This window comes from Enterobacter cloacae complex sp. FDA-CDC-AR_0164 (genome assembly GCF_003071645.1).
Taxonomy (GTDB): domain Bacteria; phylum Pseudomonadota; class Gammaproteobacteria; order Enterobacterales; family Enterobacteriaceae; genus Enterobacter; species Enterobacter ludwigii.
The window spans coordinates 4,647,150-4,670,280 of the sequence record NZ_CP028950.1; the positions used below are offsets into that span (position 1 = coordinate 4,647,150).

16 protein-coding genes are annotated in these 23,131 nt (G+C 53.9%); 4 read left to right on the forward strand and 12 right to left on the reverse strand.

The genetic code is table 11. The features are described 5' to 3' along the window. Positions 1-64: 64 nt before the first annotated feature. Both serC and AM410_RS22930 read right to left on the reverse strand, forming a co-directional pair. Positions 65-1,153 carry a 3-phosphoserine/phosphohydroxythreonine transaminase gene (serC, locus tag AM410_RS22925; RefSeq protein ID WP_025204554.1) on the reverse strand — a complete coding sequence of 363 codons (1,089 nt, stop codon included), beginning with the start codon at positions 1,151-1,153 and terminating at the stop codon, positions 65-67. A gap of 162 nt (positions 1,154-1,315) precedes the next feature. Further along, entirely contained in the window at positions 1,316-2,008 is a 693-nt protein-coding gene (locus tag AM410_RS22930; protein ID WP_020884820.1) for a DUF421 domain-containing protein, read from the reverse strand. Between the two features lie 127 nt (positions 2,009-2,135). Here AM410_RS22930 and ycaO point away from each other — a divergent pair, with 127 nt between their 5' ends. The 4 genes from ycaO to pflA all read left to right on the forward strand — a co-directional run bounded on the left by ycaO (position 2,136) and on the right by pflA (position 8,439). After that, on the forward strand, positions 2,136-3,896 hold the full coding sequence (ycaO, locus tag AM410_RS22935; RefSeq protein WP_032677795.1) for a 30S ribosomal protein S12 methylthiotransferase accessory factor YcaO: 1,761 nt from the start codon (positions 2,136-2,138) through the stop codon (positions 3,894-3,896). 406 nt (positions 3,897-4,302) lie between these two features. Then, entirely contained in the window at positions 4,303-5,160 is an 858-nt protein-coding gene (gene focA / locus AM410_RS22940; protein ID WP_025204555.1) for a formate transporter FocA, read from the forward strand. 51 nt (positions 5,161-5,211) lie between these two features. After that, the gene (pflB, locus tag AM410_RS22945) at positions 5,212-7,494 is read left to right on the forward strand and encodes a formate C-acetyltransferase (RefSeq protein WP_014169380.1); all 2,283 of its coding nucleotides are present in this window, start codon (positions 5,212-5,214) and stop codon (positions 7,492-7,494) included. A 204-nt stretch (positions 7,495-7,698) separates the two neighbouring features. Beyond that, on the forward strand, positions 7,699-8,439 hold the full coding sequence (pflA, locus tag AM410_RS22950; RefSeq protein WP_020884823.1) for a pyruvate formate lyase 1-activating protein: 741 nt from the start codon (positions 7,699-7,701) through the stop codon (positions 8,437-8,439). Between the two features lie 34 nt (positions 8,440-8,473). Here the strand turns inward: pflA and AM410_RS22955 are convergent, their stop codons facing one another. The 10 genes from AM410_RS22955 to lrp form a co-directional block, all read right to left on the reverse strand. Then, positions 8,474-8,995, reverse strand: coding sequence for an anti-virulence regulator CigR family protein (locus AM410_RS22955; RefSeq protein ID WP_020884824.1), 522 nt, complete (start codon positions 8,993-8,995; stop codon positions 8,474-8,476). Positions 8,996-9,118: 123 nt separating this feature from the next. Continuing rightward, entirely contained in the window at positions 9,119-10,267 is a 1,149-nt protein-coding gene (locus tag AM410_RS22960) for an MFS transporter (RefSeq protein WP_014169376.1), read from the reverse strand. Between the two features lie 274 nt (positions 10,268-10,541). Beyond that, positions 10,542-11,405, reverse strand: coding sequence for a dimethyl sulfoxide reductase anchor subunit family protein (locus AM410_RS22965; protein ID WP_108648522.1), 864 nt, complete (start codon positions 11,403-11,405; stop codon positions 10,542-10,544). A 1-nt stretch (position 11,406) separates the two neighbouring features. Continuing rightward, a complete protein-coding gene (locus tag AM410_RS22970; RefSeq protein WP_014169373.1) occupies positions 11,407-12,024 on the reverse strand; it encodes a DMSO/selenate family reductase complex B subunit in 618 nt (205 codons plus the stop codon). A 10-nt stretch (positions 12,025-12,034) separates the two neighbouring features. Continuing rightward, positions 12,035-14,476, reverse strand: a complete 2,442-nt coding sequence (gene dmsA, locus AM410_RS22975; RefSeq protein WP_040017048.1) for a dimethylsulfoxide reductase subunit A — start codon at positions 14,474-14,476, stop codon at positions 12,035-12,037. 211 nt (positions 14,477-14,687) lie between these two features. After that, positions 14,688-15,980 carry a serine--tRNA ligase gene (gene serS / locus AM410_RS22980; protein ID WP_008499983.1) on the reverse strand — a complete coding sequence of 431 codons (1,293 nt, stop codon included), beginning with the start codon at positions 15,978-15,980 and terminating at the stop codon, positions 14,688-14,690. A gap of 92 nt (positions 15,981-16,072) precedes the next feature. Beyond that, the gene (gene rarA / locus AM410_RS22985) at positions 16,073-17,416 is read right to left on the reverse strand and encodes a replication-associated recombination protein RarA (protein WP_014169370.1); all 1,344 of its coding nucleotides are present in this window, start codon (positions 17,414-17,416) and stop codon (positions 16,073-16,075) included. 9 nt (positions 17,417-17,425) lie between these two features. Then, entirely contained in the window at positions 17,426-18,040 is a 615-nt protein-coding gene (lolA, locus tag AM410_RS22990; RefSeq protein ID WP_014169368.1) for an outer membrane lipoprotein chaperone LolA, read from the reverse strand. Positions 18,041-18,167: 127 nt separating this feature from the next. Further along, positions 18,168-22,031 carry a DNA translocase FtsK gene (gene ftsK / locus AM410_RS22995; RefSeq protein WP_108648524.1) on the reverse strand — a complete coding sequence of 1,288 codons (3,864 nt, stop codon included), beginning with the start codon at positions 22,029-22,031 and terminating at the stop codon, positions 18,168-18,170. A gap of 135 nt (positions 22,032-22,166) precedes the next feature. Beyond that, positions 22,167-22,661: a leucine-responsive transcriptional regulator Lrp gene (gene lrp, locus AM410_RS23000; protein ID WP_000228469.1), complete on the reverse strand. Its 495-nt coding sequence runs from the start codon at positions 22,659-22,661 to the stop codon at positions 22,167-22,169. Positions 22,662-23,131: the final 470 nt, after the last annotated feature.

Genomic DNA, 23,131 nt, shown 5'->3' on the forward strand with positions numbered 1-23,131 from the left:
TTAACTCTCAACTCAACATAATAAAAACCCCGCAGCAGGGCTACGGGGGTGAAAAACAGCGTAATTAACCGTGGCGACGTTCGAAGTCGATCATGAAATCGGTCAGGGTTTTAACCCCTTCCAGCGGCATCGCGTTATAGATAGAGGCACGCATACCGCCTACAACACGGTGGCCTTTCAGCGCATGCAGGCCTGCAGCGAAGGACGCTTCAAGGAAGACTTTATCCAGGTTGCTGTCCGCCAGCTGGAACGGCACATTCATACGAGAACGGTTAGCTTTCGCGACATCGTTACGGTAGAAATCGCTCTTATCGATCACGCCATACAGCAGGTCGGCTTTCTGCTGATTGATTTTGTCCATCTGCGCCACGCCGCCGTTTTGCTTGAGCCATTTAAAGACCAGGCCAGAGAGGTACCAGGCAAACGTAGGGGGGGTGTTGAACATGGAGTCGTTATCGTTGAGGACCGTATAATCCAGAATAGACGGGCAAGACTGATGGGCTTTACCCAGCAAATCTTCGCGCACGATGACGATCGTCAAACCCGCCGGGCCGATATTTTTCTGCGCACCCGCATAGATAACACCGTAGCGGCTGACGTCAATTGGCGCGGACAAAATGGTAGAGGAGAAATCGGCTGCAACCACCACGTCTTTACCGAAGTTCGGGGTCTCGTCGATGGCAATCCCGTCGATGGTTTCGTTTGGGCAATAGTGCAGATACGCAGCGTTATCAGAGAGCTGCCACTCGCTCATCGGCTTCACGGCACGCAGGCCATCAACGGTAATTTTGGCGTCGATAACATTTGGCGAGCAGTACTTTTTGGCTTCTTTAACCGCACTTGCCGCCCAGTAACCCGCATCAACGTAGTCTGCCGTGGTTTTGTCGCCGAGGATATTCAGCGGGACGCCAGCAAACTGACCGCGGCCACCGCCGTGGCAGAACAAAACTTTGTAGTTTGAGGGAATGTTCAGCAGATCGCGAAAATCCTTTTCTGCCTCTTCCGCCACCTGAATAAACTCTTTACCACGGTGGCTGATTTCCATCACCGACGTACCCAGACCGTTCCAGTCACAAAGTTCCTGTTGAGCCTGTTTAAGCACGTCTGCCGGCAACATCGCCGGACCTGAACTGAAATTAAAGACTTGAGCCATTTCCCCTCACCACGCTAAAAGCAATAAGTTATAACTGTGGATATCGGTTTTATCATTCAGTGACACGCGCCGCAATGTCTAAAACTTATGACCGGTGAAATGTGTTCCGCGTCACACAATACAATCTGCCACCTCTCTGCGGCAAAACCGACAATATGGCTGTCAGGTAAGGCGTTTGGCCCGGCTAACCTTCGTCCATTCCGGATTTGTACAGCGGGGACATAATTGATGATCGCCCGGTTGCATCGCCACAACATGGCTACATCTTATACAGGCATATTCGCCTGACTCAGGCACGGTCGTGAAACGCTCAATAAGCATATCCGGCAGAATACAGAGCCCCGGCTTCACCTCGTCGTCAGCATAGTAATAGACGCTGATTTGCCCGTTCGTTTCCATGATTGCCAGCCGCACCTGCCCGAGTTGTTCAACGCTATTCAGACGCAGTTCCATAAAAAACTCGAACTCGGTCATGTTGGCACTCTGTACATTTTCCCAGGCCAGCCGCCCGTTCTCGACGATAACCACCGGCTTCCCTTCGAGAAGATCTTCCAGCTTTTCACTTTTCGACATCAGCCACATGACAAGCCGGTAAAGTAGCGCCAGTGAGACAAAAACGATAAAGACCGGCACCATCGGCACATCGTCGTAAAAGGCGACATCCCCCGCCGCTGAACCCAGCGTCAGAATAATCAGCACCTCAAAGAGGGACATCTGCCGGACACCACGCCGCCCGGTGATTTTGAGAAACAGGAAGACCAATACAAAGGTATACAGGCTGCGCAGGGCCACTTCGCCCAAAAATTCGGGAGGAACTTTATCAAACGCCATCCGCTGGAGATCAAATGCTTTCATTTTTCTATGCCTTAACAGTAAGTTACTGTCTGTAAGCATAGTCGAGTCTTTTATTTTCGCCGAAGATAGCACCTGTCACGCAAAACCCGTATCATTGCGCGCTTTACGTACGATAAAAGTGAACGCCATGACTCAAACGTTTATCCCCGGCAAAGACGCCGCTCTGGAAGATTCCATCGCTCGCTTCCAGCAGAAACTGACCGACCTGGGCTTTAATATCGAAGAAGCCTCCTGGCTCAACCCGGTGCCTCATGTCTGGTCCGTGCATATTCGCGATAAAGAGTGTGCCCTGTGCTTTACCAATGGTAAAGGCGCGACAAAAAAAGCGGCACTGGCCTCTGCGCTGGGTGAGTATTTTGAACGTCTGTCGACCAACTATTTCTTCGCCGATTTCTGGCTGGGTGAAACCATCGCCAACGGCCCGTTCGTGCACTATCCGAACGAAAAATGGTTCCCGCTGCCTGAAGACGACGCGCTGCCGGAAGGCATTCTCGACGCGCGTCTGCGTGCGTTCTACGATCCGGAAAACGAACTGACCGCCAGCATGCTGATCGATCTGCAGTCCGGCAATGAGGATCGTGGTATCTGCGCCCTGCCGTTCACGCGTCAGTCTGATGAGCAGACCGTCTATATCCCGATGAACATCGTTGGCAACCTGTACGTGTCCAACGGTATGTCTGCCGGTAATACCCGTAATGAAGCGCGCGTACAGGGGCTGTCTGAAGTCTTCGAACGCCACATTAAAAACCGCATCATTGCCGAATCCATCAGCCTGCCTGAAATTCCGGCTGACGTGCTGGCGCGCTACCCGGGCGTGGTGGAATCCATCGCTAGGCTGGAGGCGGAAGGTTTCCCAATCTTTGCCTATGACGGCTCGCTGGGCGGTAAATACCCGGTTATCTGTGTGGTGCTGTTTAACCCTGAAAACGGAACCTGCTTCGCCTCCTTCGGCGCGCACCCTGACTTTGGCGTGGCGCTGGAGCGTACCGTCACCGAATTACTGCAGGGCCGTGGCCTGAAAGATCTGGACGTGTTTACGCCACCGACCTTTGACGATGAAGAAGTGGCCGAGCACACCAACCTTGAAACCCACTTCATCGACTCCAGCGGTTTGATCTCCTGGGATCTGTTTAAGCAGGACGCGGACTATCCGTTCGTCGACTGGAGCTTTGCAGGTACCACCGAAGAAGAGTTCGCCACGCTGATGGCTATCTTTAAGGCGGAAGATAAAGAAGTCTACATCGCTGACTACGAACACCTTGGCGTGTACGCCTGCCGCATTCTGGTGCCGGGCATGTCCGACATCTATCCGGCAGAAGATCTGTGGCTGGCGAACAACAGCATGGGCGCGCACCTGCGTGAAACCCTGCTGGCCTTGCCGGGCAGCGAATGGGAAAAAGAAGATTACCTGAACCTGATCGCGCAACTGGACGAAGAAGGCCATGATGACTTCACCCGCGTACGCGAGCTGCTGGGTCTGGCGACCGGTAAAGATAACGGCTGGTATACCCTGCGTATTGGTGAGCTGAAAGCAATGCTGGCACTGGCTGGCGGCGATCTGGATCAGGCTCTGGCCTGGACCGAGTGGACTATGGAGTTTAACCAGTCTGTCTTCTCTGCCGAGCGCACTAACTACTATCGCTGCCTGCAAACCCTGCTGCTTCTCGCGCAGGAAGAAGATCGTCAGCCGCTGCAATACCTGAATGCGTTTGTTCGCATGTACGGTGCTGACGCCGTTGAAGCCGCCAGCGCAGCACTGAGCGGTGAAGCGCCGTTCTACGGTCTTCAGGCTGTGGATAGCGATCTGAAAGCCTTCCCGGCACATCAGTCTCTGCTGAAAGCGTATGAAAAATTGCAGAAGGCGAAATCCGCTTACTGGTCAAAATAAGCGCATATAACATTATCAGCTGTAGGCGTATTCAATCGTCTGGGCTATATTACGGGGCAATTTCATTGCCCCGTTTTTTATTTTTTTCGGCAATGACTGTTGATTGTAATAATAAAGTTAAATATGGGTAAATATAATAATATTTACCTGGGCTTTACTGTTACTTTTTATGGTAATTACTCCATATTAATTAACTGTTGCAGAGGTGGCCGAAAGAAATAATTCAACTCTTTTCATAACTTTTAAAATTTATTTTTATACGGATAATCAAATACTTACTCCGCTTTTGCTGTAAATCCATACACATTGCGGGCCTATAAGCCAGGCGAGATATGATCTATATCAATTTCTCTTCTATAATGCTTTGTTAGTATCTCGTCGCCGACTTAATAAAGAGAGAGTTAGTGTGAAAGCTGACAACCCTTTTGATCTTTTACTCCCAGCTGCTATGGCCAAAGTTGCCGAAGAAGCGGGTGTCTATAAAGCAACGAAACACCCGATGAAGACGTTCTATCTGGCGATCACGGCTGGTGTGTTCATCTCTATCGCGTTTGTCTTCTACATCACTGCCACCACCGGTACTGCCGCGATGCCTTTCGGCATGGCGAAACTGATTGGCGGTATTTGCTTCTCACTGGGACTGATTCTTTGCGTCATCTGCGGCGCCGACCTCTTCACTTCTACAGTGTTGATTGTCGTGGCAAAAGCCAGCGGAAGAATTACCTGGGGTCAACTGGCGCGCAACTGGCTTAATGTCTATGTTGGCAACCTGATTGGCTGTCTGCTCTTTGTTCTGTTGATGTGGCTCTCTGGCGAGTATATGACCGCCAACGGTGGCTGGGGACTCAACGTCCTGCAGACCGCAGACCACAAAATGCACCACACATTTATCGAAGCCGTTGCTCTCGGCATCCTCGCTAACCTGATGGTCTGCCTGGCTGTCTGGATGAGCTACTCGGGTCGTAGCCTGATGGATAAAGCCATGATTATGGTTCTGCCGGTTGCGATGTTTGTTGCCAGCGGCTTCGAGCACAGTATTGCGAACATGTTTATGATCCCAATGGGAATTGTAATCCGCAACTTTGCAAGCCCGGAGTTCTGGACTGCTGTTGGTTCAACCCCGGAAAGTTTCTCTCACCTGACTATTATGAATTTCATTACTGATAACCTGATCCCTGTCACTATCGGGAACATTATCGGTGGGGGTCTGTTAGTTGGGTTGACATACTGGGTCATTTACCTGCGTGGCGACGACCATCATTGATGGTTATCTCAGGCAGTAAATAAAAAATCCACTTAAGAAGGTAGGTGTTACATGTCCGAGCTTAATGAAAAGTTAGCCACAGCCTGGGAAGGTTTTGCGAAAGGTGACTGGCAGAATGAAGTAAACGTACGTGACTTCATTCAGAAAAACTATACCCCGTATGAAGGTGACGAATCCTTCCTGGCTGGTGCAACTGACGCGACCACCAAGCTGTGGGACAGCGTAATGGAAGGCGTAAAACTGGAAAACCGCACTCACGCGCCAGTTGATTTTGACACCTCCGTTGCTTCTACCATCACTTCTCACGATGCTGGCTACATTAACAAAGCCCTTGAGAAAATCGTTGGTCTGCAGACTGAAGCACCACTGAAACGTGCGATCATCCCGTTCGGTGGTATCAAAATGGTTGAAGGTTCCTGCAAAGCGTATAACCGCGAGCTGGACCCAATGCTGAAAAAAATCTTCACCGAATACCGCAAAACCCACAACCAGGGTGTATTCGATGTTTACACCAAAGACATTCTGAATTGCCGTAAATCTGGCGTTCTGACTGGTCTGCCAGATGCCTATGGCCGTGGCCGTATCATCGGTGACTACCGTCGCGTTGCGCTGTACGGTATCGACTTCCTGATGAAAGACAAATACGCGCAGTTTGTTTCCCTGCAGTCTGATCTGGAAAACGGTGTAAACCTGGAAGCGACTATTCGTCTGCGTGAAGAAATCGCTGAACAGCATCGCGCGCTGGGTCAGATCAAAGAAATGGCGGCTAAATATGGCTGCGATATCTCTGGTCCTGCAACCAACGCTCAGGAAGCTATCCAGTGGACCTACTTCGGCTACCTGGCCGCTGTTAAGTCTCAGAACGGTGCAGCAATGTCCTTCGGTCGTGTATCCACCTTCCTGGATGCTTACATCGAACGTGATATGAAAGCGGGCAAAATCACCGAGCAAGACGCTCAGGAAATGATTGACCACCTGGTCATGAAACTGCGTATGGTTCGCTTCCTGCGTACCCCTGAATACGATGAGCTGTTCTCTGGTGACCCAATCTGGGCAACGGAATCTATCGGTGGTATGGGTGTTGATGGCCGTACTTTGGTTACCAAAAACAGCTTCCGCTTCCTGAACACCCTGTACACCATGGGTCCTTCTCCGGAGCCGAACATCACCGTTCTGTGGTCTGAAAAACTGCCTCTGAACTTCAAGAAATTCGCCGCTAAAGTGTCCATCGACACCTCTTCTCTGCAGTACGAGAACGATGACCTGATGCGTCCGGACTTCAACAACGATGACTACGCTATCGCATGCTGCGTAAGCCCAATGGTTGTTGGTAAACAAATGCAGTTCTTCGGTGCGCGTGCAAACCTGGCGAAAACCATGCTGTACGCAATCAACGGCGGCGTTGATGAAAAACTGAAAATGCAGGTTGGTCCTAAGTCTGAACCAATCAAAGGCGACGTTCTGAACTTCGATGAAGTTATGGAGCGTATGGATCACTTCATGGACTGGCTGGCTAAACAGTACGTCACTGCCCTGAACGTTATCCACTACATGCACGACAAGTACAGCTACGAAGCCTCTCTGATGGCGCTGCATGACCGTGACGTTATCCGCACCATGGCGTGTGGTATCGCAGGTCTGTCCGTTGCGGCTGACTCCCTGTCTGCAATCAAATATGCGAAAGTTAAACCAATTCGTGACGAAGACGGTCTGGCTGTTGACTTCGAAATCGAAGGCGAATATCCGCAGTTTGGTAACAACGACTCTCGCGTTGATGACATGGCGGTTGACCTGGTTGAACGTTTCATGAAGAAAATTCAGAAACTGACCACTTACCGTAACGCTATCCCGACTCAGTCTGTTCTGACCATCACGTCTAACGTTGTGTATGGTAAGAAAACCGGTAACACCCCAGACGGTCGTCGCGCAGGTGCGCCATTCGGCCCAGGTGCTAACCCAATGCACGGTCGTGACCAGAAAGGTGCTGTTGCCTCTCTGACCTCCGTCGCTAAACTGCCGTTTGCTTACGCGAAAGATGGTATCTCTTACACCTTCTCTATCGTGCCGAATGCGCTGGGTAAAGACGACGAAGTACGTAAAACTAACCTCGCGGGTCTGATGGATGGTTACTTCCACCACGAAGCGTCCATTGAAGGTGGTCAGCACCTGAACGTGAACGTAATGAACCGTGAAATGCTGCTTGATGCGATGGAACACCCTGAGAAATATCCTCAGCTGACCATCCGTGTATCCGGCTACGCAGTACGTTTTAACTCCCTGACGAAAGAACAGCAGCAGGACGTTATCACCCGTACTTTCACTCAGTCCATGTAAGTGGAATTGACTGAAATCACGCGTTAAAAGGCGTACAATAAAGGCTCCACATACGTGGGGCCTTTTTAACACTCTCTCCATCACAGTCTCTTTTGTCCGCTATCTATACTCTATGGATAACAGCCAAAACAGACTTAAACACAGCCGGTTTTGAGCTGTGCATACACAGGCCCCGGACGGGCCGATGCTGGAGATATCACCGCAATGTCAATTATTGGTCGCATTCACTCCTTTGAATCCTGTGGCACTGTCGATGGCCCGGGTATCCGCTTTATCACTTTTTTCCAGGGCTGCCTGATGCGCTGCCTGTACTGCCATAACCGTGACACCTGGGATACGCACGGCGGCAAAGAAGTGACCGTCGAAGAACTGATGAAAGAGGTGGTGACCTATCGTCACTTTATGAACGCATCCGGCGGCGGCGTAACCGCTTCCGGCGGTGAAGCCATTCTGCAAGCCGAATTCGTGCGCGACTGGTTCCGCGCCTGTCGCAAAGAAGGCATTCATACCTGTCTCGATACAAACGGTTTTGTCCGCCGCTACGATCCGGTCATTGATGAACTGCTCGACGTCACCGACCTGGTGATGCTCGATCTCAAACAGATGAACGATGAGATCCACCAGAATCTGGTGGGTGTTTCCAACCACCGTACGCTGGAGTTCGCCAAATACATCTCCGGGAAAGGCATCAAAACCTGGATCCGCTATGTTGTTGTACCTGGCTGGTCAGATGATGACGATTCCGCGCATCGGCTGGGAGAATTTACCCGCGATATGGGCAACGTTGAGAAAATTGAGCTTCTGCCCTACCACGAACTGGGTAAACACAAGTGGGTCGCCATGGGCGAAGAATATAAACTCGATGGCGTTAAGCCGCCGAAGAAAGAGACGATGGAACGCGTGAAAGGTATTCTTGAACAGTACGGCCACAAGGTAATGTATTAAGAAAAGGCCCGGTGAGAACCGGGCCTTTTTTATATTATCTGAAGACGCCATTAATAATGGTGGTCACAACCGCAGTACTCAGCGCAATTAAGACCAGATCGTCACCGACGACACGCCATTCATAGCCAGGATAGGAAGGAAGCTGGCCCAGCATAGAAGCCGGCACAGTTTTCTTCGCAATGCCCGGAGGGAGCGGTTTACCGCGTGCAAGGTTTTTCGCAATACCCGGAGGCAGTGACTCATAACCTGTTAAGCCGTAATTGAGTGCCAGGTGACGGGCATGATCGAAGCTCACACGGGCGTCGACATCGTCACTGACGCTTTTATTCGATTTACCTGGATTTTCCTGTCCGTTATTTTGTTTATTACCGTGGGTACCGGAATTTCCGTTGCCATGACTACCGGAATTGCCGTGACTGCCGCCATTACCTTGTCCGCCACTGTTCCCGTGACCACTGCCATTCCCGTTACCCGGGTTAGCCATGACCGGAGCTGCAGCAAACGTTAAAGACAACACTACTGCCAGAGCGGTAGTGGTAAAACGACGAGTAGACATGATTGTTGCCTTTTAGTGATATAACTCACCTGAATTATCGCCTGGTGCAATAAACAAACAATACGTAAAAGTCTTATATGTGATGGGGACAAAAAAGCCAGTCATCGACTGGCTTTTTATTAATCAGGCATGCGCCACAGGCGTCGGGTGTTCTCCCACTTTGCGCAGCAGCATTAAGAGATAAATAAACGATACGCTGGCGATCATAATAAACAGCAAATTGTCGGAGTAATTCTGCATCAGCATCGCGGTAAAGGTCGGTCCCAGCAGGCTGCCGATGGTATAGCTCAGTAACAACGCCTGGTTCATTGCCACTAACTGGTGGTGTTCAACTTTCTCACAGGCCCAGGCCATCGCGACCGGATAGAGCGTAAAACCTGCGGCACCCAGAATAAACAGCGCAGGCGCCATCGCCGCATTGCTGAGCATGGCGAGACAGCCCATGATCACCACAAAAACCTGAACACGCAGCACCAGCAGGCGACCAAAGCGATCGGCCAGGCGTCCAATCGGCCACTGACCGACAATCCCCGCACTCACCATCACCGCCATCCAGAAACCGATCCCGGAATCGCTGACGCCCTGATGGTTCAGATAAAGCGGCATCAGGCCATACAGTGAACCAAGCACAATTCCGGAGATAATACAGCCGTTAACGCCAAGGCGCGCCTGACGCAGTCTCAGCATTGGCCAGACGTGGGTTGCTTCCTGGTGTTCACTGTTCTGGTTCACAATGCGCGTAAAGAGCAGCGGCAGGATTGCCGCCAGCACCATTCCCGTCACCCACGGCAGAACGCTCATCAGGTCGGTTGGCAGTTTGCTCACCATCAGTTGACCAAGCACGGTACCGATGTAATAAACCATCATATAGGCTGCCAGCAGACGTCCGCGGTTACGTGACGTGCCGCTGCACATCAGCGCGCTTTCAACCACCACCCAAATCATCGCGCAACCCACTCCGGCGATAAAGCGCCATACCATCCAGCTCCAGAAGCCGACCATCAGGCCCAGCCCGGCACATCCGACAGCGAAGAGCAGCGAGGCCAGATAATAGCTGCGGTTAAAACCAAAGCGTTTAATCAGGCTTCCTGTAACCAGCGTACCCAGAAGGTTGCCGGTAAAAAAGGACGAGCTGACCATACCCACCTGCCAGGTCGGTAAGTTTTCATGGGCGAGCCACAGCGGGACGAGCGTATTTAACACTGCGATCGCCAGGGTCAGCAGAAGCAGGCCACAGAGCAATAAAAGCACTGGCCGGGTATAGATGGTCATGGATTAAAAACCGTGAGGAAGTTCAGATTTCGTGCGCATCATGCCACTGGCAAAAACAAAGTCAATCCACTGATTTCACCGCCACGCACGATATGTTCCCTGTCGATTTAAAAAACTTATCCTGCTAATGCAACGCCTGCTATAGATATGAATTATGTATCTGTTTTTATTTATTAATGCCCGAAGTGAAAACAAAACGTCAGTCGAAAAATTTCATGATTAAAATAAAAAAAGCCGGGCGCTCCGTCCCGGCTTTATCTCACCCACTGCAACGTTAACTGGCGACGGCCATACCTACGGTCATATGCAAACCGTAGAACACACCGCGGCCGATCAGTTCACCTGCGAGGACCAGCACAAAAGCCAGTGACAGGAGCGGCAGCGCGGGTTGATACCCCTTAAGCTGAGGCACAATCCAGCACACCAGTGCCGCCACCAGCAGGACCACGCGCCAGGCCATCAGCGAGCCGTATGCCGGCACCAGGGCAGACGCCTGCTGAACAGAGCTGTGAATGGTTGCCAGCTCCGCGCCCTGCATCAGGGTGACGACTGCGCTCACCACCAGCGCCAGCAGTGAAACGACAGGCAGCAAACGCATCGCCCAACCGTCAACACCCGCGACGCGCAGCAGCATGAAGCCAAGAAGCGGCCCACCAATAAACAGCGTCAGGAAGAAGCTCATCGGCGTCCAGATGCTGTACCAGGTCGGCACGGTGTCGATGGTGTTATAGACCCGCACCATCATCCACACAAACACCACACCCAGCACCATCGTGACAATCAGCCACACGCTGCGCAGCCCTGCCGGCAATTTCTTCAGTGCTGCCAGCAGCCAACCCAGCCCACCCACAGCAAAGAAGATCGCCCCGCTGGCGATTTCATTACTGAGTGACGACGCCCCCACCCGGTTCAGGGAGTTGAACGCGCGCATTGGCGAGCCGAGGTGCAGCGTAGAGGCAATAAAGCCAATTCCCATCAGCACCCACAGGCCAAACATACTCAACACTAAACGTTGTTGTTGCTCAGCAGTGAGATTCCCTTTCAGCAGCGCCAGCGCGAGGACAATAAAACCGCCCGCCACACACAGCCCAAAGACCGTGAAGATCATCAGCGGCCATTCATGCCATCCACTTCCCATCTCACACCTCCTTCGGGTTTGCCAGGTAGCCGGTGGTGTCCCCTGTCGGGCGGCTGTTGGCGTTAGGTTTAATCACGATGCTCGGCTTCGTGAAGTGCGCGGACGGCAGCGGCGCGACGGCCGCCAGCTGACCATGTTTTTTACGCAGTTCGTCGATGGGACCGAAGTCCAGCGCACGCAGCGGACAGGACTCCACGCAGATCGGCTTTTTGCCGTCTGCCACGCGGGTGTGGCAGCCGTCGCACTTGGTCATATGCCCTTTGGCGGCGTTGTACTGCGGGGCACCGTACGGACAGGCCATGTGGCAGTAGCGACAACCGATGCAGACATCTTCATCCACCACCACAAACCCGTCGTCACGCTTGTGCATCGCCCCACTCGGGCAGACCTTGGTGCAGGCCGGGTCTTCGCAGTGGTTGCAGGCAATCGACAGGTAGTAGGCAAACACGTTCTGGTGCCAGACACCGTTGTCTTCCTGCCAGTCACCGCCCGCGTATTCATAAATACGGCGGAAGCTGACGTCCGGGGTTAAATCTTTGTAATCCTTGCAGGCGAGCTCGCAGGTTTTGCACCCGGTGCAGCGGCTGGAATCAATAAAAAATCCATACTGGGTTGTCATCGGTTACTCCTTACACCTTTTCAACCTGAACAAGGTTCGTGTGGGACGGGTTGCCCTTCGCCAGTGGCGACGGACGCTGCGTGGTCAGTACGTTAATACTGCCTGCCTGGTCGATGCGATTCGCATCCGGGCTATACCAGGCCCCTTCCCCCAGCGCGACAACGCCAGGCATCATGCGCGGAGTCACCTTGGCTTCAATGTGTACCTCACCGCGACCGTTAAAGATGCGCACGCGGTCGCCATTGCTGATCCCACGGGCTTTGGCATCCATCGGGTTAATCCACATCTCCTGACGGCAGGCAGCTTTCAGTACGTCGACGTTGCCATAGGTGGAGTGAACACGCGCTTTGTAGTGGAAGCCGGTCAACTGCAGCGGGAATTTCGCGGTCAGCGGATCGTTGTAGTTTTCAAAGCCCGGCGTGTAGATCGGCAGCGGATCGATAACATCCCCTTCCGGCAACTCCCAGGTAGAGGCAATTTTTGCCAGCTCTTCGGAATAAATTTCAATTTTGCCCGATGGCGTGGTCAGCGGATTGGCCTGCGGATCGTCACGGAAAGCTTTGTACGCCACGTGGTGGCCTTCCGGATCACGCTGTTTGTACATCCCCTGCTCACGGAAGGTATCGAAATCCGGAAGGTCAGGGATCGCTTTACGGGAGAGTTCATGCAGATGGCGCATCCACCCTTCCTGCGTGCGCCCCTCGGTAAATTGCTGCTCAACGCCAAGACGTTTCGCCAGCTCAGAGGTCATCTCATAGATGGTTTTGCACTCAAAGCGAGGTTTAATGGCCTGATCGGTAAAGATGACATAGGACATGTTGCCGCAGGAGGCATCCAGCGCGAAATCCATCTGCTCAGAGGCCGTGCAGTCCGGGAGAATAATATCGGCATATTTTGCCGAAGAAGTCATGTGGCAGTCGATTACCACAATCATCTCGCACTTCTTGTCATCCTGCAGGATTTCATGGGTGCGGTTAATTTCAGAGTGCTGGTTGATGAGACAGTTTCCGGCGTAGTTCCAGATCATCTTGATCGGGACATCCAGTTTGTCCTTACCCCGCACGCCGTCACGCAGCGCAGTCATTTCCGGGCCGCGTTCAATGGCATCAGTCCACATAAACATGGAGATACTGGTCTGAACCGGGTTTTCCAGCGTCGGCATACGTTCAAACGGCACTTCATAGGAGCCTTCACGCGCCCCCGTGTTACCGCCATGAATGCCCACGTTACCCGTCAGAATGGCGAGCATCGAAATGGCACGGGTGGCAATTTCACCGTTCGCATGACGCTGTGGACCCCAACCCTGACTAATATAGGCCGGTTTAGCCGAGCCAATCTCGCGTGCCAGTTGAACAATACGGTCTACCGGAATTCCCGTGATGGTGGACGCCCATTCCGGCGTTTTGGCAATACCGTCGCTGCCCTGACCGAGAATATAGGCCTTATAGTGGCCATTAGCCGGCGCGCTGGCTGGCAATGTTTTCTCGTCATAACCGACGCAGTATTTATCGAGGAACGGCTGATCGACCAGATTTTCAGTGATCATCACCCACGCCAGCGCGGAGACCAGCGCAGCATCGGTGCCAGGACGAATCGGGATCCACTCATCTTCACGCCCTGCTCCGGTGTCGGTATAGCGCGGGTCGATAATAATCATGCGGGCATTCGATTTGGCGCGCGCCTGTTCGAGGTAGTACGTTACCCCGCCACCGCTCATGCGCGTTTCACCCGGGTTGTTGCCGAACAGCACCACCAGCTTACTGTTTTCGATATCAGACGGGCTGTTACCGTCTGCCCAGCCACCGTAGGTGTAGTTCAGACCGGCGGCAATCTGCGCCGAAGAGTAGTCGCCATAATGGTTCAGATAACCGCCGCAGCAGTTCATCAGACGGGCCACCAGCGTTTTCCCCGGTGGCCAGGAGCGGGTCAGCGTGCCGCCGAGCGTCCCGGTGCCATAGTTCAGATAGATGGATTCGTTGCCGTAGTCTTTGATCAGACGCTGCATGTTCGTCGCGATAATGTCGTAGGCTTCATCCCAGCTAATGCGCTCGAACTTCCCTTCTCCACGCTTGCCAACGCGCTTCATCGGGTACTTCAGGCGGTCCGGGTTATAAACGCGACGACGCATTGAACGGCCGCGCAGGCAGGCGCGGACCTGATGTAACCCCTCGTAGTTATCGTCCCCGGTATTATCGGTTTCGACATATTTAATCTCACCATCCACCACATGCATACGCAGTGGACAACGGCTACCGCAGTTTACGGTACAGGCACTCCACACCACTTTTTCCGGGGTGGTCGGGGACAGTGCATCCGCCGCCGACACCAGACGAGAAAAAGGGAGCGTAAAGGCGCTGCTGGCAACGGCCAGACCACCAATTGCCGTGGTTTTCATCAACCCACGGCGAGTGACCTCGGCAGCCATTAACGCTTCAGGCGCTTTGATTTTCATAGAGACTCACTTTGGTTGCTCACAAAGAAAAGAGAGGCGGCATAAGCCGCTATATAGTTTTATATATAACGAATGACTTCGTTATTGGTTTTTTATGCTGACTTTCATTCGGAGGAGTATTACTACTTTGGAGGGAGGGGTTATTGCGTCGTATCAATTCTAAGGTATAAAAAAAGCGCCCTGAGGCGCTTTTTTGTTTCACGTCAAATCATTAACCGATGTACTGCTGGCCTTTCATGTATGGACGCAGCACTTCAGGGATCTCAATACGACCGTCCGCCTGCTGATAGTTTTCCAGCACGGCAACCAGTGTACGACCGACAGCCAGACCAGAACCGTTCAGGGTATGCACCAGACGGGTTTTCTTGTCAGACTTGCTGCGGCAACGTGCCTGCATACGACGCGCCTGGAAATCCCAGACGTTAGAGCAGGAAGAGATTTCACGGTAGGTATTCTGCGCAGGAACCCAGACTTCCAGGTCGAAGGTTTTGCAGGCACCAAAGCCCATATCACCGGTGCACAGCGCCATACGACGGTACGGCAGACCCAGCAGCTCCAGCACTTTTTCAGCGTGGCCGGTCATCTCTTCCAGCGCGTCCATCGACTCTTCCGGGCGGACAATCTGCACCATCTCTACTTTGTCGAACTGGTGCATACGGATCAGACCACGGGTGTCGCGACCGTAAGAACCCGCTTCAGAACGGAAGCACGGAGAGTGTGCTGTCAGTTTGATTGGCAGGTCGTCTTCGTCGATGATCTCATCACGCACGAGGTTAGTCAGCGGCACTTCCGCAGTTGGGATCAGCGCGTAGTTGCTGCTGTCAGCTTCCTCGTCCAGCGGACGAGTGTGGAACAGATCGCCGGCAAATTTTGGCAGCTGGCCAGTACCGTACAGCGTATCGTGGTTAACCAGATACGGGACGTAGGTTTCGCTGTAGCCGTGCTGCTCGGTGTGCAGATCCAGCATAAACTGCGCCAGAGCGCGATGCAGATGAGCAATCTGGCCTTTCATCACAACGAAGCGAGAACCGGTCAGCTTAACTGCGGCCGCAAAGTCCAGGCCGGCATGCATTTCGCCCAGGGTCACATGATCGCGAACCTCGAAGTCGAACTCGCGAGGCGTGCCCCAGCGTTTCACTTCAACGTTGTCGTTTTCATCTTTACCGACAGGTACGCTATCGTCAGGAATGTTCGGGATCGCCAGCGCGATATCACGGATCTCGGCCTGAAGCACGTCCAGCTCCGCTTTCGCCTGATCCAGCTCTTCACCCAGTTTGTTCACTTCCAGGCGTAATGGCTCAATGTCTTCCCCGCGCGCTTTCGCCTGGCCGATGGATTTCGATCGAGAATTACGCTCTGCCTGCAGATTTTCAGTTTGTACCTGCAGAACTTTACGACGCTCTTCAAGAGCGCGCAGCTTATCTACATCCAGCTTAAAGCCCCGGCGTGCCAGTTTTTCAGCGACTGCGTCTGGCTCATTACGCAGCAGATTGGGATCGAGCATGCTTATCCTGTGCTTATCGAATTAAAATAGGAAAATGTGACCACAGCCTGCGGCCACAGGGATACATTGCCAACATTACCGCAACGATCGCACTAACGGTAGCGTTTTATAGGGCTATTTTGATCCTGTCCGGCGAGCCAGGCGAGCTTTTCGCCAATCTTGCCTTCAAGACCTCTGTTTGTGGGGTGATAATAGCGGGTTTGTGCCATCTCCTGCGGGAAATATTCCTCCCCGGCGGCGTAGGCATTGGGTTCGTCGTGGGCGTAGCGGTACTCCTGCCCATACCCCATCTCTTTCATCAGTTTGGTCGGCGCATTGCGCAGATGTACCGGCACGTCATAATCCGGGCGTTCACGAGCGTCGGACATGGCCGCTTTAAAGGCGGTATAGACAGCGTTACTTTTCGGTGCGCAGGCCAGATAAACAATCGCCTGAGCGATAGCACGCTCGCCTTCAGCAGGCCCGACGCGGGTAAAACAGTCCCAGGCCGAAATAGCCACCTGCATGGCGCGCGGGTCGGCATTCCCGACATCTTCAGAGGCAATCGCCAGGCAGCGACGGGCCACATACAGCGGATCGCCACCGGCGGTGATAATGCGGGCATACCAGTAAAGCGCCGCATCGGGCGCGCTGCCGCGCACGGACTTATGCAGTGCCGAAATTAGATCGTAAAACCGATCGCCTTTATTGTCGAAACGCGCGCTGCGCTCCCCGGCGATTTCGGTGAGCAACGCCGGTTTCAGTACCCGTTTGCCGGACGCATCCACTTCGGCCATATCGGCCATCATTTCCAGCGTATTGAGTGCCCGGCGGGCGTCGCCGTTAACCAGCTCAGCGATCGCCCGGCGCGTGTCGTCGGGCAGAACGATATCCTGCCCGCCGTAGCCGCGCGCGTTATCGTTCATCGCCTGCGTGAGAACCTGTTCAATATCCTCCACGGTCAGGGATTTGAGCAGGTAAACACGTGCACGGGAAAGCAGTGCGGAATTGAGTTCAAACGACGGGTTTTCGGTGGTGGCACCGATGAAGAAAATGGTGCCGTCTTCAATGTGCGGCAGGAAAGCATCCTGCTGGCTTTTATTGAAACGGTGAACTTCGTCGACAAAGAGAATGGTACGTCGCCCGGCATTGCGGTTCTGCCGCGCACGTTCAATCGCCTCGCGGATCTCCTTCACGCCGGAAGTGACCGCCGAGATGCGCTCGACATCCGCGTTAGCATAGCGGGCGATAACTTCCGCGAGCGTAGTTTTACCTGTACCGGGTGGGCCCCAGAGGATCATGGAGTGCAGATGCCCGGCCTCAATGGCACGCGGCAAGGGTTTCCCCGCAGCCAGCAGGTGTTGCTGGCCGATGTACTGCGCTAAATTTTCTGGCCGCATACGAGCGGCCAGAGGTTGAAACGCATTCTCAGAAAAATCGAGCGACAGATTGCTCACTCATGCCTCTTACTTGTTGCGCTGATCGTCCACCGTTACGCCCTGCGGCGGGGTAAAGGTGAATTTAGACGCGTCAACCGCGCCGTTTTGCTGGGTCTTGAGCTGGTAGCTGCTACGCTGGTCGTCCTGCTCAACCGCACCAAACTGATTAATGGTTCCGTTGGTGCTCACGTTGATGGTGAACTGTTTCAGGTTGCCATTACTGCCTTTCGGCGTCAGAACAAACTCATCACCATTCTGTTTGATATTGTACTGCTGCCAGTCGCTGGACTGGTTACGCGCAATCAGCATGAAAGGCGTATTGCTGGTCGCGTCTTTCAGCCAAGTCGCGGTAGCCTGCTCGACAAACGGGTTGTAGAACCACAGGGTCTTACCGTCAGAAACCAGGATGCTCTCATCCGGCTGAGTCATATGCCAGTTAAACAGATTCGGGCGTTTTACCCACAAATCCCCCTGACCTTCCTGCACCGCATTGCCACTGCCGTCAGTCACTTTTTGCGTGAAGCTGGCGTGGAAACTGCTCACTTTATCCAGTCGGCTTTTAAGGTCGCTTGCCGCATCAGCCCAGACGCTGCTGGCGACAAAACTGGTGAGTAATGCACAGGCGATTGCGATTTTTTTCATTGTTATTCCTTAAAATACGTCATCCCGATATGGGGTTCTGCCCTCTATTGTGTACCTGCCCGAAGGCAGGCGACAGAAGAAAATGCTTAATTTTGGCTGATTTACCCTTCTTTGCAATCACTGAAGGTTAATCAAACGGCGGCGGTGCCAGCACCTCACGGTTACCGTTGTGCCCCTGCTCGCTCACAATGCCCTGCGCTTCCATCTGCTCGATGATGCGCGCTGCGCGGTTGTAGCCGATGCGGAACTGACGCTGCACACCCGAGATAGAGGCTTTACGTTTTTCGGTGACGAAGTTAACCGCCTGGTCGAATAACGGATCCAGCTCCTCGCCGCCGTCCAGGCCACCACCGCCGCCTTCGCTTTCGCTGTCGGAGGTAATGCCATCAACATATTGCGGACGACCGCGCGCTTTCCAGTCCTGCACCACGGCGTGAACTTCCTGGTCGCGAACAAATGCGCCGTGAACACGCACCGGAGAGGTGGAGTTCGGGCCAGAGTAAAGCATGTCCCCCATACCCAGCAGCGACTCCGCGCCCCCCTGGTCGAGAATAGTACGCGAGTCAATTTTGCTCGATACGGTAAACGCGATACGGGTTGGAATGTTCGCTTTGATCAGACCCGTAATGACATCCACAGACGGACGCTGCGTCGCCAGAACCAGGTGGATGCCGGCCGCACGCGCTTTCTGCGCCAAACGTGCAATCAGCTCTTCCACTTTTTTACCGACGGTCATCATCAGGTCAGCGAATTCATCCACCAGCACGACGATGTAAGGCAGTTTTTCCAGCACCGGATGTTGGACATCCATGCTGTCGCCCGGTTTCCAGTAAGGGTCCGGAATCGGACGGCCCATCCGTGCCGCTTCGGCGATTTTCTCGTTATAACCGGCAAGGTTACGCACGCCCAGCGCAGACATCAGCTTGTAGCGACGCTCCATCTCATTAACGCTCCAGCGCAGGGCATTGGCCGCGTCTTTCATGTCGGTAACCACTTCTGTCAGCAGATGCGGGATACCTTCATAGACCGACAGTTCCAGCATTTTCGGGTCGATCATGATGAAACGAACATCTTCCGGCTGCGCTTTATAGAGCATGCTGAGGATCATGGCATTCACACCGACGGATTTACCGGAGCCGGTGGTACCTGCTACCAGCAGGTGAGGCATTTTTGCCAGATCGGCCACCACCGGCTCGCCCGCAATATCTTTACCCAGAACCACGCTCAGCGGTGACGGGTTATCGCGGAACTTCGCGTTATCCAGGACTTCGCGCAGGTAAACGGTCTGACGTTTCTTATTCGGCAGTTCAAGACCGACGTAAGGTTTACCCGGAATAACCTCTACAACACGCACCGCCACGGTCGACAGAGAACGCGCCAGGTCACGGGAAAGGTTAGAAATACGCGCGGCTTTTACGCCTGGTGCCAGATTAAGTTCGAAGCGAGTGATCACCGGCCCTGGGGAGTAGTTGACCACATCAGCCTTGATACGGAAGTCCGCCAGACGCGCTTCCACCAGACGAGCCATCTGCTCAAGAGCAAAGGTATCGACCGGCTCGACTTCAGCCGGCGGTGGAGTTAACAGATCCAGCGACGGCAGAGGCGTGCTTGGACGCTGCAGCGGACGGCTGTCGCCGTTACGCATCAGCAGCGGGTGAATGAGACTCTCCTGCGGCTGTGCCTGAGGCTGCTGGAACTGCGGCGGCTGTGGTGGCTGCTGCGGTTGCACGTAAGCCTGCGGCGCCGGTTGCTGCGGTTGTGCATACGCTTGCGGTGCCGGTTGTTGCGGCAGTGCATACGCCTGCGGCGCCGGTTGCTGCGGTTGTGCATACGCCTGCGGTGCCGGTTGTTGCGGCTGTGCATGCGCCTGCGGTGCCGGTTGTTGCGGCTGTGCATACGCCTGCGGTGCCGGTTGTTGCGGCTGTGCATACGCTTGCGGTGCTGGCGCAGTCTGCGGACGCGTCGGTTCAGCGTCCGGCATCACGCTCGGCGTGAACAGCGGCTCGCTCGGGCCATCATCAACCAGATCTTTCATTGGCGAGAATTCAAAATCCGACAGCGAGAACGGATTCGCTCCGGCAGGCTGCTCACCGGCATAACGCTGCTGCTGCGTGGCCGCGAACTGGCGCGCTAATTCCGCCTCAGCCGCGTCATCTTCGTCTTGTGGATGATGCACTTCATGCTGGTATTCTTCGCCATAGCGCTGATGCTGCTGCGCGGCGAACTGGCGCGCCAGTTCATCCTGATGCATTTCATCAACGTCATCTTCATACTCATTCTCGCGCGCTTTCTCCTCAGCCATACGCTGAGAAGGCAACTTAATACCGTAGGAGGCCAGCTCACGCCGCGTTGGCACGCGAACACGGTTTGGGCGAGGTAACTGCGGGCCAATGCCCTCTTTCACCTGTGGACGTGGCGCACCGCCTGTGGCGAGGCTAAAGACCGGGGCAGCCGCAGCGGCTGCCGCTGTAGCCTGCTTCACGCTTTCAGCAACAGGTGCAACGGCAGGCGTTGGATCAACCGGAGGAACCGAAACAGAAGGTGCTTTGGTTACAGGCTCCTGCACCGGTTCAGGCACAGGCTGATACCAGGCCGCCAGCTGTTCACGCTCGCGGGCACGACGCTCTTCGACCTCTTCAAAATAGTACAATGGCGGACGAGACGGTTTCGCCTCTTCCACCACGTCAGGCTCTGGCTGAGGCGCTACGTATGGCTGTTCAGGTTCAACCGGCTCCGGCACGTACTCCTGATGAGGCTGTGCGGCAGGCTGCGCGTACTGCGGATATCCCTGAGGCTCATATGCCGGCTCCGGCTGATAAGGCTGCTGCCAGGCTTCCTGCTGGACAGGAATATAGCTCTCTGGCTCTGGCGCAATAACCGGCTCAGGCGTATGAACGCCAGGGGCGGTTTGCCACTCCACCTGAGGTTGCTGAATGGCGGATTCGGGTGGTGGAACCGGTGCTGAAGGCATCACCGCATCGGCTGGAGCGGCATACGCCTGTGAAGCCGTAGTGGCGGCGGCCGCTGCAGCGACCGGCTCGGTCACGGAGTGGCCATTTAACAGCGGGTCGTATTCATCAAACGCTCCCGGCGTGGCACGGTTGCCGGAGAAGAGCACATCGTTTGGATCGACAGCCGCACCGGCTGCACGGTATTCAACCTGATCGTCTTCATCCATGCGTTTGCCGGAGAAGAGCGCCGCATCGGTTTTACGGCCTAGCGGGTTGGCAAATTTCTCGGCAACACGCTGACGACGCGCCAGCGCGCCGCGCATAATGCGGGCACGACGAGATTCGCGACGCTGAACGGGAGCATCGTCTTCCTCTTCGTACTCATCTTCATATTCATCTTCGTCAACCCACGTATCGTCGCGACGGGTACGGTTGCTGGCGAAGGTCAGGAGGGTAAGGATAAAGCTGCCGATCTTCTCGGCGATGCTCACCCACGACCAGCCGGTGAACAGCGTCAGTCCTGCCGCCCAGATACAGAGCAACGCAAGCGTGCCACCGCTGCTGTGAAGCATGGGCTGTAGCGCAGAGCTCAACAGGCTGCCGATCACCCCGCCAGAGGCAAAATACCAGATATCATCGGCGTTGATAGCCGCCAGCCCACACGAGGTGAGGATCAGCGCCAGTGCGCCAATCAGGCGCAGCGACACCGCGAAATAGTCGATATAGTCATCGTTTTGACGATGGCGCCAGGCAAACCAGCATCCGCCAATGATAATGACGGGAAGGGTGTAGGCCATCACCCCGAAAATGAAGAAGAGCGTATCTGCAAGCCAGGCGCCGGGAACACCGCCTAAGTTATGGATAGGCTCATGCCAGGCGGTTTGTGACCAGCTGGGATCTGAGGGGTTGAAACTGAGTAGGGCTGCCATCAGCCAGACGGCAAAAAGGGCAATAACAATCAGCAAAGCCTCGAGGAGACGACGTCCGCTGCTTAGCTTCGATAATGTGACTTCTTTGTCTTCAGTGTATTCCTGGCTCAAGAAAGGCTCTCCAGGTATCAGGCATATCCTGCCTGTTTGCTAAAACGGACAACAGCGCCGGGTATCCCCGGCACTGTTGCTGTATGGATTAACAGGAGTGTAATCAAACTACACTGATTTTGCACCTGTTCCGTGTTAGCGCGTCTTAATAACCAGACGATTGCTCTGTTTGACTTCTTCCATCACCACATAGGTACGGGTGTCATTCACGCCCGGCAGACGCAGCAGGGTTTCACCCAGCAGCTTACGGTAGGCGGACATATCAGGCACACGGGTTTTCAACAGGTAGTCGAAATCACCGGATACCAGATGACACTCTTGAATTTCTTCAAGTTTTTGTACAGCGGCGTTAAATTGCTCAAACACATCCGGCGCACCACGATTCAGAGTAATCTCAACAAATACCAGAAGTGAGGCATCCAGATAATGCGGGTTCAACAGAGCCGTATAGCCCTGAATGAAACCCTGTCTTTCCAGTCGGCGCACACGCTCAAGGCACGGCGTCGGGGAAAGTCCCACACGTTTTGAAAGCTCGACGTTGGAAATACGCCCATCCTTTTGCAATTCATTAAGAATGTTACGATCGATACGGTCGAGATCTTTGCCAGGGCGCTTCTTGCTATCTACCATTATTATTGTCTCTCTGTATTCCTTCCCTACTCCTGCCTGGACCCTGTGCACATCACTGTTCAGAGCCTGTACCCGTTAGTCATCACATCGCCTGGTTATGTATTAGACGCGATGCGGATTCGGGTTCTGTTGGTAAGAAGACCGTTGCCCGAAGGCAGTCACCGATATCACGTATGGCGTCTGTCCACGCCATGCGTAGATTTCACTGACCCGGTAAAAATGGCATTTACGTGCATGCCTATGCGGCATGCGGTTAACGCGGTTTTTTTTCTTCCTTGAATGTTTTCGCAAAAGCGCAGGGGATTGTCAAAGCAAAACATCGATTTTTAGTACAACATGCCGGATATTCATTACGGCAGGGTATTAATCCTCATTTTATTGCCGTACAAACGAGCGAATTTCGGCGCAAAGCGTGATGTTATAGCGCTTAATTCATCGTCGCTGGCTATTGCACATATCGATATCAAAAT